10 protein-coding genes and 1 pseudogene are annotated in these 13,149 nt (G+C 27.6%); 2 read left to right on the top strand and 9 right to left on the bottom strand.

Annotated features, from left to right (window positions below; genetic code table 11):
* Window positions 1-87 precede the first annotated feature (87 nt).
* The 3 genes and pseudogenes from xerS to HMPREF1983_RS03140 form a co-directional block, all read right to left on the bottom strand.
* Window positions 88-1,140, bottom strand: a complete 1,053-nt coding sequence (xerS, locus tag HMPREF1983_RS03150; protein WP_021752845.1) for a tyrosine recombinase XerS — start codon at window positions 1,138-1,140, stop codon at window positions 88-90.
* Between the two features lie 271 nt (window positions 1,141-1,411).
* Complete coding sequence (gene rpmB / locus HMPREF1983_RS03145) at window positions 1,412-1,600, bottom strand: 50S ribosomal protein L28 (protein ID WP_006365046.1); 189 nt, start codon at window positions 1,598-1,600, stop codon at window positions 1,412-1,414.
* A gap of 113 nt (window positions 1,601-1,713) precedes the next feature.
* Window positions 1,714-2,380: pseudogene (locus HMPREF1983_RS03140) on the bottom strand (GntT/GntP/DsdX family permease).
* Window positions 2,381-2,655: 275 nt separating this feature from the next.
* On the opposite strand from HMPREF1983_RS03140, the gene HMPREF1983_RS03135 reads away from it, so the two are divergent.
* Window positions 2,656-3,243, top strand: a complete 588-nt coding sequence (locus HMPREF1983_RS03135; protein WP_040460889.1) for a TetR/AcrR family transcriptional regulator — start codon at window positions 2,656-2,658, stop codon at window positions 3,241-3,243.
* A 21-nt stretch (window positions 3,244-3,264) separates the two neighbouring features.
* Window positions 3,265-4,596 (top strand): MATE family efflux transporter, encoded by a 1,332-nt coding sequence (locus HMPREF1983_RS03130; RefSeq protein ID WP_040460888.1) that lies wholly within the window; start codon window positions 3,265-3,267, stop codon window positions 4,594-4,596.
* 70 nt (window positions 4,597-4,666) lie between these two features.
* Here HMPREF1983_RS03130 and efp read toward each other — a convergent pair whose 3' ends face one another.
* The 6 genes from efp to HMPREF1983_RS03100 all read right to left on the bottom strand — a co-directional run bounded on the left by efp (window position 4,667) and on the right by HMPREF1983_RS03100 (window position 13,025).
* Window positions 4,667-5,224: an elongation factor P gene (gene efp, locus HMPREF1983_RS03125; RefSeq protein WP_021752840.1), complete on the bottom strand. Its 558-nt coding sequence runs from the start codon at window positions 5,222-5,224 to the stop codon at window positions 4,667-4,669.
* Window positions 5,225-5,348: 124 nt separating this feature from the next.
* Window positions 5,349-5,990, bottom strand: a complete 642-nt coding sequence (gene trmB / locus HMPREF1983_RS03120; RefSeq protein ID WP_021752839.1) for a tRNA (guanosine(46)-N7)-methyltransferase TrmB — start codon at window positions 5,988-5,990, stop codon at window positions 5,349-5,351.
* 13 nt (window positions 5,991-6,003) lie between these two features.
* Entirely contained in the window at window positions 6,004-8,865 is a 2,862-nt protein-coding gene (locus HMPREF1983_RS03115) for an insulinase family protein (protein ID WP_021752838.1), read from the bottom strand.
* Between the two features lie 20 nt (window positions 8,866-8,885).
* Window positions 8,886-9,398, bottom strand: a complete 513-nt coding sequence (locus HMPREF1983_RS03110; protein ID WP_021752837.1) for an adenine phosphoribosyltransferase — start codon at window positions 9,396-9,398, stop codon at window positions 8,886-8,888.
* 168 nt (window positions 9,399-9,566) lie between these two features.
* Window positions 9,567-10,226, bottom strand: a complete 660-nt coding sequence (locus tag HMPREF1983_RS03105; RefSeq protein WP_021752836.1) for a hypothetical protein — start codon at window positions 10,224-10,226, stop codon at window positions 9,567-9,569.
* A gap of 219 nt (window positions 10,227-10,445) precedes the next feature.
* Entirely contained in the window at window positions 10,446-13,025 is a 2,580-nt protein-coding gene (locus HMPREF1983_RS03100) for an ATP-dependent Clp protease ATP-binding subunit (RefSeq protein ID WP_021752835.1), read from the bottom strand.
* Window positions 13,026-13,149: the final 124 nt, after the last annotated feature.

Genomic DNA, 13,149 nt, shown 5'->3' with positions numbered 1-13,149 from the left:
AAAAAAATCGCAGAAGAGTTTATCAATTATATCTTCTGCGATTTTGTTTGAAAATTTAAAAATTAACAAAATATATTTTAAACGATATTATTCATCAAGTTTATCAATGGATTGCTTTATTATTTTTTTAGATTCATTAATGTAAAGCATAGAAGTATCACTGTTTGAATGACCCATTTGAGTCATTATAATTGGAATGTTACCATTTGTTTTTAATGCTAATTTTGTACCATAACTATGACGGAGTTTATGTGGTGACATTGGAACATTAAACGCATCGGTATATTTCATTACTAATTTTTGAATAGCGCGAATTGAAAGACCGGTTTTATTTTTAGACGTAAAAACAAAATCTTCTCTGGTTGGTTTTAATGCTAATGAATTAAAATATATATTCAATTTACCAAGAGCAGATTCCGGTATAATTACCGTATCTGTTTTATTTCCTTTACGAATTACATTAATTTCACTATTAAGAAAATCAATATCTTTCACTTTAAGATTAGCCAACTCATTGACACGAATACCACTTTTTAAAAAAAGGGTAAGTATGGCTATATCCCTTGTTTTATCACGTAAAAAAAATATTTTAGCATGCTTAGAAAGTGTATTTTCATATTGATTTTCGACAAAATCAAGAAATTCTTCATCTTGTGAATCAAGAAAAATTTTTTCTGATATTTTTTTTGAACGTGAAGATAATGTTTCCTTAACACGAGTAATAGGTATTTTAAGCATAACATTACGCTCAAAATAAGCACGTCCTTGTTCATTTTCACTGGTTACAGTAAGAAATTTATAAAGAGAACGCATAGCAGCTTTATAATTGTTTATCGTTGTTTGTGTGCGATATTTACCGTTTATTGCCTCGCGAGAAAGATATTTAAAATAGCTTTCCATTTCTTTTTTTGAGATATTTTCTAGCGTAGAAAGTTCTACATTTTTCATTATATCAGCAGGAGAAATAGTTTCACTAATTAACCAAGAAAGAAAATTTTTATATGTTTCTAAATATCTATGTAATGTAAGTGGCGATAAAATATCATAATATGTGTCAATAAAATCCTCAATATAATCAGGAAATTCAGGGATAAGTTTATTTATTTTTTGACGATAATAATCACGTTGATTCCGTACCATTACTATAATTCTCCTTTATACAATAATTTATACATATAATATGTATTATACGAACAAATATATTATAATATATTTGTTCTATTTTTGCAAATACTTTATCGTCAATTAAATTTTCTATTTTCTTTTGGACTAATGCTCTTACCTTTTTTAAAATTACTCTACAAAAAAAATAATGAAAATTTCAGCATTATCTTATTATCTTACCTTTAGTTTATGTATAGTAAAAAACTACCTAAGTTTTAGCTTAGATAGTTTAAAGTTTATCGCTTAATTATACACGCTCAACTTTTCCAGATTTTAAAGCTCTAGCAGAAACCCAAACTTTTTTAGGTTGTCCATCTACTAAAATTGTTACTTTTTGTAGATTAGCTTTGAATTTTCTTTTTGATGCGTTCATTGCATGTGAACGAGTATTTCCTGAACGTGCTTTACGTCCGGTAACGTAACAAACTTTTGCCATGAATTAATCCTCCTTTTTGGAAATAGTTTATTCATAACATTTACTACATACACAAAATATAATATACCATATCCTAACACGTATAGCAAGTGATATTGTTTATAATTTTTAAATTAACTGAGTTGTGCTAATAATAAAACTATTATAAACGCAATTATACTGGTAACACTTGTACCAAAAGTCCATGTTTTAAATGTTGATTTTAAATCAAGGTTTAAATATTGTTTGAATAGCCAAAAACCCGGATCGTTAACATGTGAACAAAATATACTACCTGCAGTGATACTAAGCATAACTAATACCGTAGAATAATTTAGGTTGAATGACAGCAAGTATTGTTATCGCTGAAACAGTGCTACTACCAAGTGCAATACGCAACATTGCAGCAACGATAAAACTGATCAACAATACAGAAATATTAAATTTTGAAGTTAATTTTATTACTTCATCTGTAATTTCCGCTGCTTTTGAAGTATTCAGTAAAGTACCCAACATTGCTCCTAATCCTAAAATAAGTGATAGATGCCCTAGTAATGCCCCATTCCCCTTTTCTATTGAGTCAATAATTTCTATCGGTGATAATCCGAGAACTAATCCCATAATAATTGAAATTAACAAAATAGATATAAACGGTTCAACGTTTAATTTAGTTACTAATATAATCAATGCTATAATTCCAATAAAAACCGTAAATAACCGTATTGAATTATTTAATATATATACTGTTGGTATTATTAAAAATAATACGCTAATAATATATAACTTATTTTTCTTTAACATACTCACTCCTTAAAATTTTTATAAAATTTATTATAACACTTTTTCAAAAACGTTTCTAAAATTTGAATTGATAAGTAAATTAATATTAATTAACATTTGAGCCATTTTACTACAAACATTACTATAGTTTTATACATTATTATTTAATATCTTCACTTTATAAAACTTTTTTCGCTTTACTAACTTGTAAATTTAAAAATAATATGTTATTATATAATCAATTCATTACCGAGGATAATCTCGGTATAACAAAAATTTATAAGTGGAAGAATATTATGTCGGCAAAAAGATTAAAAAAAGAAGAAAGAAAAAAATTTTTACAAGATATAGCAAAAGAATTATTTTTAAAAAAAGGATTTAAAAATACTACCATGCAAGATATAGTAGTTGCTTCTGAAATGTCCATTGGCGGTTTATATCACCATTATAAGAGTACAGGCGAAATACTTTACGATATAATGATGGAAGGAAATATCTACAGAAAAAATATTATGTTTGAAAAAATTAATAATAATACAGTTACAAATAAATTATTAGCAGAATTAATAGTTGACAAAATGTTGGCTGATAATGAATTTACACCACTATATGCTATGTTTTTACAACAATTAAATGAAGATGAAAGTTTAAAAAAACTTTTTGAAAAATTAAAAAAAGATTCTATAAATAGCCTTAAGAAGCTTTTTGAAAAAATTAATTGTATTTGTTCTCTTGATGAAATACTTGAATTTATTACATGTATAATTAACACTTTCGCTCTAGGATGCGAGTTAATTGATATTAGAAAAAATTTTATAAAAAATAGAAATCAGCTAGAATTTATGATTGAATCATATTTAACAAAAAATATTATTATAAAATAATCAATGAAAGGAATGATAAATATGGATAAAAATAGTAAGGAGTTACTGACTGCCACTCCGCTTAATATTATGGTTAAATTGTCTATTCCTGCAATTATAGGAATGATTGTGATAGGCTTATATCCTTTAATGGACGGTATATTTGCAGGACAACTTTTAGGGCAAGATGCAATGACCGCTGTAGGTGTTGCAATGCCTTTTACATACTTTAATACAGGAATTGCAACACTAATTGGTGTAGGTTCAGCCTCTGTCTTATCTCGTGCTATAGGAGAAAGAAATCAAAATACTATTGATAAAATTATGAATAATTTACTTTATTGGGTTATTCTATTGTCAGTTATTATAACAATTATAGGTTTTTTATTTTCAAAACAATTTTTGAGTATGGTAGGAGCAAGCGGTAATATATTAGATTTAGCTACGCGTTATTTAAAAATTATATTTATAGGCTCTCTATTTGTCAATTTTGCACAAGCAGCCAATATGGTTATGCGTGGTGAAGGATTAATGAAAAGAGCAATGATAATTATGGGAATCGGCGCTGTAATCAATATTATTTTAGACCCTATATTGATGATATCAATGGGAGATAGAGGAATTGAAGGTGCAGCCATTGCAACTATTACAGCACAAATAATTCAAGCGATTATTACATTCTATTATTTTAAATATAAAAGTAATACTGTCAAAATTAATAAGATTATAAGAGAAACCAGTATTTATAAAGAAGTATTTTCTATTGGAGTCTCAGCGATGTTAATGCAGGTTTTAACTATTATTCAGCAAAGTTTGTTATATAATCAAGCATTCAGATACGGTGAAGATGAAGCCGGATCAATAATGGCAGCTTCGCTAAGAATATTAGCATTTTCATTTATTCCAATTTGGGGTATGAGTCAAGGGTTACAACCGGCAATAGGAGCAAATTTTGGTGCAAAACAATATAACAGAGTTAAATCAATTTTTAAAATATTTACAATCTACTCTATTGTGTTAGCTGCTATTTTTTGGATACCGTCAATTATTTTTACTAAATCACTATTAAGTCTTTTTGGTTTAACAGGAAATTCTTTAATAAATGGAGTAACAAGTTTTAGAATACTTTACAGTGCTTTCATTTTATATGGAGTAATGATAATGTTGCTAACATTTTTCCAAGCGATTGGTGATGCAAAATCTGCCGGGCGTTTGGTTATGTTAAGGCAAGTTATAATATTTGTACCCGCAATGATAATATTACCAATGTTTTTCGGCCTTAAAGCTGTTTGGTTTACAACACCGATTATAGATATTTTAATCGTTATTTTAGGTATGCTTACATATTTAAAAACAATAAAAAAATTTAATTAAAATCGAATTATTATGACGTTATACATACAAAAATAACCATTTGAATTTACAAATGGTTATTTTTTGACAATTATGCTCTTGATACATAGTTACCTTCTGCTGTGTTGATAACTAATATATCCCCTTCTTTTACGAATAACGGTACTTGTAATGTATAACCGGTTTCTACTGTTGCAGCTTTAGTAGCACCTTGTGCTGTATCCCCTTTTACACCCGGTTCTGTTTCTGTAACAAGCAATTCAACCGTTGTTGGTAAGTCAATTCCTAAAATTTCATCTCCAAACATTAAAATTGAGACTTCCATATTTTCTTTTAAGAAGTTCAATTCATGAGTAAGGTTTTCTTCCGGTACTTCTATTTGCTCATAAGTAGTATTATCCATAAATACATAAGCATCACCTGTTGAATATAGATAAGACATTTTTTGATTGTTTATTTGTGCTTTTGCAACTTTCTCGCCTGCTCTAAATGTTTTATCATTTACGGCACCAGTTCGCATATTTCTAAGTTTAGAACGAACAAATGCAGCTCCTTTTCCCGGTTTAACGTGTTGAAATTCTAACACTTTCCAAATGTTACCATCAACTTCGATAGTAACACCGGTTTTAAAATCATTTACTGAAATCATTTTTAAATCTCCTTTGAATATTACTAACTATTATTATAATTAATTTCTTTTATTTAATCAATACTAAATTTACAGTTATATTTACATAAATAAAAATATGTAAATATTAGCGTAGATTTTTTACTTAATTTTCTTTTACGGCTTCTACCATATAAATTCTATTACCTTTTTGGATAAACTTATCCTCATATTCAGTATGAACATTCTCTTGTTCATATATACTATTTGTCAAATCTAACGATATTTTTTCAAAAGTAAAATTATTTTTTGCAAAACTCATAAGACTATATTCAAATAACCCTTGATTGTCAGTTTTTTGGACAATAGTCTTTTTATTATTTAAGATAATTTCATAACGTTCTAAAAATTTACTAAATGTTAAACGTCGTTTTTCATGACGTGTTTTAGGCCATGGATCTGAAAAATTCAGATATAGCTTACTTATTTCAAATGGTGCAAAATAATCTAACAAATCTTCTGCATTACCTGAAATAAGTTTTAGATTATCTCGATATGTTTCTTCAACTTTATCCAGTAAAAAGCTAAGTACAGTTTGTTGTGCTTCCATTGCGATAAAATTAATATTTGGATATTTTTCCGCTAATGTGTGAATAAACTTCCCTTTCCCACTTCCTATTTCCAGATGTATAGGATTGTTGTTCCCAAAAATGTCTTTCCATTTTCCCTTGTTATCCTTTGGTTGCAAAAATACGAAGGGACTGTTTTCAAGACGTTCTCTTGAATTTGATCTGTTACGAACTCTCATTCATATTCCTTTCTTAGTTTAATTCTATTATTTTACTGAATAATTTTTTATTTTCAATTATTTTTTCTTTTGAACCTATAATACATTTATGTGAAAATCTAATATTTTTAAGTTCCTCTGCAATTTGGCGTAAATCTGAAACAGTAGTATTTTTGACTTCATTAACAATTTTTTTATAAAAATCTTTTGGACTATTCGTAAGATATTTAGTTAAAGAATAATATGCTTTTGCATTTGGTGACATAAGTGTGTCGAGAGTGTTAAGCGTACCGATAATGTATTTATTTAAAGTTTTATCATCTATTTCGAGATTTTTAATATAATTATAAATATTATAATAAATTTCTAAGGTTTCTTCTAAATTCGGATCACGGTATGACCACAGACCGAAATTCCCATAATTATTAATAATCATTCCGGCACCGTAAGCACCATTCTTAACTCTAACATTATTCCATAAATAATCAAGGCTTAATATATGACGTAATACTAAATATGCTCCTGAATAACTACTAATATTATAACCAACACCAACATATTGAACCAATGTATCAAAATAAAAACCTTCTGAATAATTTTTATCTTTTAATTCAACCTTAAATCCACCTTGATCATTAATATTTTTTGGAAATTTTTCCACTAATTTAGAAACATCTTTTTTAAAGTTTTTATATTCTCTTTTATTACCAACAAAATTAACTAAAAGTCGTGAACTGTTAAAAATTAATTTGGTAATATTTTCTAAGTTTTCTTTTATATTCTCAAACTCAGTCTCAAAATTAGCTACTAAATTTTCGATAAATAAATAGAAATTATATTCTGAAATCTGTTCGGATAAAGCACCTTGTACGGTATAATAGCTGATAAGTCGTTTTGATACGAAACTATGCCCTGCTTGTTTAAATCTATTTTCAAGCATAAGTTTAAGTTCTAATAGTACATTATATATAGAAGTTTTATTTTCAAAATCAAAATTTAGTATGGTTTCTTCTAAAATATCAAATAGTTTTTTTGATTTTTCTACAAGATATTTTGCCCCTATTATAAAACTAATTGAACAACGTTCACTTTCGAATTCTCTAAAAATTTCAATACTTGAACTAATATTACCTAAATTAAAATCAATTTCTTTTATTATTTCAGTTTCTGTTTTATTTTTAGTGTTTAGATTAAATAACAAATAAGTTAATAGTGAAGAATATTGTAACTGTGGTATAGTAAAATCAGTTATATCAAATAATAATCTTGAATAAGAAATGCCGTTAGTTATTGTATCAAAATGTGAATATGTAACATCCTTTACTATTTCAATCTCAGTTTTTTCCAGTGGATTTTTCAATTTTACAGTTTTTGCATCAACACTTTTTATTTTTCTCAAGTCTTCTTCGCTATCCGGTGTTTCTTGCCAAACTTTCAAGTCGTTTGTTTCTTTAATGATGTTATTTATTTCTTCAGCAGATAAAGTTTTTTGATAAGAAACTAAATCTCTTTCCGTTTTTTCTTTTTTATCAACAGGTAATAGTTCAACTATACTTGATTTTTCATTATCTAATAACCATTTTTTTGCCATTTTTTCAAAGCATTTATTATCACAGTTTTTCTGAATATTATTAATAATTTTATCAATATCAAAGCTATCTAACGGATCATAGCCATAATTCCAAGCACGCATAATTTTTACAGCATAAGATATTCCTTTAGGAGAGGCGGTTTTGTTAATTTCCTCTTTAACAGAAAAATTCTTTTTATTAATTGTCGCTTGAACTTGTTCGTAATCAAATCCGGTTGTTATTATTCTGCTTAAGGTATCTTTATAAAGTTTATCTAATTTGCTAAGTTGATTATCATTTACATATTTAAAGATAATATTATATACGGCTTCTTTGCGATCCTTATGTAAATAACTATATACATCTTCACAAATATTATTATCAATAAAATATTTTCTAAATTCCGTATTACTGCTCCCTAATAAAATATCATCAATAATATCTATATTATCTATTTCTACACCGTTATTGCTATCTCCTAATATATAACTATATGCAACATACCCTTTATTATCAGTTTTTTCATTAAAATAAGTACGTTTAAAAACTTTATCAGAAAATTCATTTTGTGAACTTATTTGATAATTACTGTAATCTTTATATTCATAATTATTTAGATAATTATCAATTTTTTCAAGATAATTATCAATTTTTAAATTACCATAAAGAACAATATAACTGTTACTTGGATGATAATTATAGTTATATGTATCAATAAATTCTTTATATGTAATACTGGGAATGGCTTCAGGTTTACCGCCGGATGAATAACGATAAGGTGTTTTTGTAAATAACGCTTGTGATATGTAGTCATCAAGTACCTCATCAACAGAAGAATAAGCACCTTTCATTTCGTTATAAACAACACCTTTATAAGTTAATTTATCATCAACACTTTCTAAATGATAGTGCCATCCTTCTTGGGATAAAATATTTTTATTTGTTTTTAATTTTGGATTAAATACTGCATCTAGGTAAATATCAGTTAAAATTTCAAGATCTTGATCATTTTTAGAGGCTACAGGATACATAGTTTTATCAGGAAATGTCCATGCATTTAAAAATGTATTAAAAGAACCTTTTAGTAATTCTACAAAAGGCTCTTTTACCGGATATTTCTCTGAACCACATAAAACAGAATGCTCTAAAATATGAAAAATACCATTATCATTATAAGGGATAGTTTTAAATGCAATACTGAAACTTTTGTTTATGTCATCATTTTCCAGAAAAATCAATTTTGCCTTTGTTTTTTTATGTTCATAAACGTAGGCATTGGTATTTATATTATTGAGATATTTTGTTTCTTTTAGTTCAAATGTCATATTAATATTTTAGTAGTAGATTACATTTTTAGTAATGTAAGTACATCATAATCTTTTAGTTTATCCATTCCGTTTAAACCGTCTAATTCAATTAAGAATGCAATACCTACTACAATTCCTCCTAATTGTTCTACTAATTTTATTGATGCTTCAATAGTACCGCCGGTTGCAAGTAAATCGTCGGTAATTAAAACACGTTGACCGGGTTTAATAGCATCGGCGTGCATTGTTAATGTGTTACTTCCATATTCTAAATCATATTTATAGCTAATTACTTCACGTGGAAGTTTGTTAGGTTTTCTCACCGGAACAAATCCTATTTTTAATGAATATGCAACCGGACAACCAATAATAAAACCACGAGCTTCCGGTCCGACTACTACATCTACTTTTTTTTCTTTTGCATAATTAACAATCTGGTCAGTTGCATATTTATAGGCTTCACCATCTGCCATTAGCGTTGTAATATCTTTAAAACTTATTCCTTCTTTTGGCCAATCTTCTACGATTGAAATATATTTTTCTAAATTCATCTATTTTACTTGTTCTCCTAAAAGTTTTCTTAACTAATACATTATACTATATTTTAGGTAAATAAGCAATTTTAACAAGTGCTAAAAATAAGTGTACATTTAAACAAAAATAAGGCGATATATGACAAATATTATTTAATTGACAAACCGGTAAGTTGTATTGATATGTTATTTTTTCGGAGTATTTTTATTTAGTTTTTCCACCATGTATATACCTACATCAATAATAGGTAATGATGTTATTTTTTTTAATTCATTTTTTATATAGGGAAAATGTGTACATCCTAACACAATTGCTTCAATCTGCATCTGTTCAAAATAATTTAATAAATGTATAAAGTTAAACTTAGCGACTATTTCACCGGGTTTTTGTTTTTCCTCAATTGCTTTAACAAGTTCTAACATTGTTATTCCTAGTATTTTTAATTCAGGGTTTGCAATATAAAGATTATTTTCAACGCCTACTAAACCGTGGGAGTTAGCTGTTATAACCGCTAGATAACAATATTCAAACCCAAGAGTACGATACATCTGCATAGGAGTTATTATTGTCATATTGTATTTCTTTGATAATTCATCAAAATTAATAGCTGAACTAAGAGAATTACAATAAACAAAAATTTTAGTACAATTCTGCATTTTTAGCTTTTTAATATATTCAATAATTACTTTTTCTTTTTCTATTTTTTTCATTGCTTGAAATGTTGTTTGTTCAATAGGATTTTTCGATATTGGTATGACAATGAGATTATTATAACCATGCTTTTTTAATAATTCTACTCCCAAATTTGTATCAACAGGTGTCCCTGCCATAACGGCTATTTTCATAGTATTCCTCCTAACTATACTTAATCGTTGATATGATTATACTATAAAAAGATAAAAAAAAGGAAGTAAAATTTATAATTTTGATAAGTTCATTTTTTATACTTAATCTATAATTTCATACTATTTTTGTTTTAATTTATAATATTAATTGATTTATCCAATAAAAAAATCGGAGATAAATATTTCTAAATATCTCCGATATAATGGAATTATTTTATATTATTTTATATTAATTAATAATTCATTATTATAATCAAGTTCAATCTCCATACCATCTTCAATACCATGGCGAATTAATTCTACTGACAGTTTATTTTCAATTTGACTTTGAATGAAACGTTTAAGCGGTCTTGCACCAAATTTTATGTCAAAACCTGCTGTTGCAACCCACTCTGCCACATTAGCTGTATAAGTTAGTATAATATTTTTATTTTCTAAACGAGCAACCAACTCATTTAATAATTTATTTGCTATACCTTTAATATTATCTTGAGTAAGCGGTTTAAAGATAATAATATCATCCATACGATTTAGAATTTCCGGTTTAAAGTAAGCGTACAGTTGGTTAGTTACATTTTTACGTGTTTGTTCACTAATTTTTCCATCTTTAACTTCTTCTAATAATTCTAATGAACCTATATTTGATGTCATTATAATTATAGTATTTTTAAAATCTACGACAACACCTTTAGAATCTGTTAATGTACCTTCATCCAGTAGTTGAAGCAAGATGTTAAATACATCAGGGTGAGCTTTTTCTATTTCATCCATTAGAATAATGCTATATGGATTACGACGAACACTTTCTGTTAATTGTCCCCCTTCTTCATATCCGATATATCCCGGAGGCGCTCCGATTAAACGACTTACTGAATGTTTTTCCATATATTCACTCATATCTATTCTAACGATATTTTTTTCATCGTCAAATAGATTAAGTGCCAATGCTTTAGCCAGTTCTGTTTTACCTACACCGGTTGGTCCAAGGAATAAGAAACTACCTATAGGTCTATTGGGATCTGCAATTCCTGCACGTGAACGTAAGATTGCATTTGTAACGCTCTCTACCGCTTCATCTTGACCAATTACTTTTTTATGGATTGTATCTGCTAAATGTAGTAATTTTTCTTTTTCTGTTTCGACCAAACGTGTCACAGGAATGCCTGTCATTTGGCTTACAATAAAACCGATTTCATCTTCCGTTACTTCTTGTTTTAAAAGTTTATATTCTTCTGTTTTTGATTTTTCTTCCAATTCATTTAATTCTTGTTGCAATTTTGGCAAGGTAGAATATTGCAACTCTGATGCCTTTTCTAAATTATAGCTATTTTGTGCTTGTTCCAACTCTAATTTTACCTTATCAATTTTTTCACGTAAATTTTTAACTGCCGATAATTTTTCTTTTTCATTATCAACTTGTAGTTGTAAAGCATTTTGTTCTTCTTTTAAATTTGCTAATTCTTCACGTAAGTGTAACAAACGTTTTTGTGAAATTTCATCATCCTCACTACTTAGTGCTTTTTCTTCAATTTCTAATTGCATCACTTTACGGTTAATAGTATCCAGTTCGGCAGGATTAGAAGAATTTTCAGTTTTTATTGTTGCACATGCTTGGTCAATTAAATCAATAGCTTTATCCGGTAAAAATCTATCGGTTATATATCTGTTAGATAATTCAGCGGCTTCTACTATTGCTCTGTCAGAAATTTTTACTCCGTGATAAACTTCAAAACGTTCTTTAAGACCACGTAAAATTGAAATAGTATCTTCTACAGTTGGTTCTTTAACTAATACTTTTTGGAAACGACGTTCTAACGCTGAATCTTTTTCAATATATTGGCGATATTCATTAAGAGTGGTCGCCCCTATACAGTGCAATTCCCCACGTGCCAACATCGGTTTTAAAATATTACCCGCATCCATTGCACCATCAGTTTTACCGGCTCCGACTAACATGTGAATTTCATCGATAAATAATATAATTTTCCCCTCTTGTTCTTTAATTTCTTTTAATACGGCTTTTAAACGTTCTTCAAACTCACCTCGATATTTAGCTCCAGCTACCAGACTGGTTAAGTCTAACTCAAATACTGTTTTATTTTTTAAACTTTCCGGTACATCACCACGAACAATACGCTGTGCTAATGCTTCTACTATCGCCGTTTTACCTACACCCGGTTCTCCGATTAACACAGGATTATTTTTTGTTTTACGTGATAAAATTCGCACTACATTACGGATTTCTTCATCACGTCCGATAACAGGGTCAATTTTACCGTTTTTCGCCTCTTCTACTAAATCTCGCCCATATTTTTCTAATACTTCGTAATTATTTTCAGGATTTTCATTCATTACTTTTTTCCCTCCTCTGATGTCATCAATTATAATTGATAATTCTTTTAATGTTGCTACTTTATCTACATATTTTTTTACAATACTATTTTTCACATAACTTGCCAATACTATATGTTCACATGAGATAAATTTATCCTCATATTTATTTTTATATTTATCTGCTTCTATTAATAAAGCATTTAAATCATTATTTAAATAACCGCCATATTGTATATTATCTCCGTCTACGACACTTATTTTATTGATTTCATTTTTCAAATCATTTAACAATCCTGCTTTATCAATATTTATTCTTCCTAATATATCACTATACAAATTATTACCAGCTAACGCTTCATAAAGAAACATTTCACTCGTAATACTTTGACTTTTTTTCTCTATTGCTTGTTGTGAAGATTTTGCTAATATTTCTTTAACACTATTTGTAAAACTATTAATATCCATAGTAAATCTCCTTAAATTATTTTATATTTAGGAAAAAAGGTTAATTATTTTGACCTTTTTTGACCTTAATTTAATTATATCACTTTTGACCTTTTTTGACAATGATTTTTTTAAAAAAAATTAA

This window comes from Gemella bergeri ATCC 700627 (assembly GCF_000469465.1).
In the GTDB taxonomy this organism is placed as follows: Bacteria; Bacillota; Bacilli; order Staphylococcales; family Gemellaceae; genus Gemella; species Gemella bergeri.
Note: the sequence above shows the minus strand (reverse complement) of the source record. Positions and strands in the feature narration are given on the sequence as shown.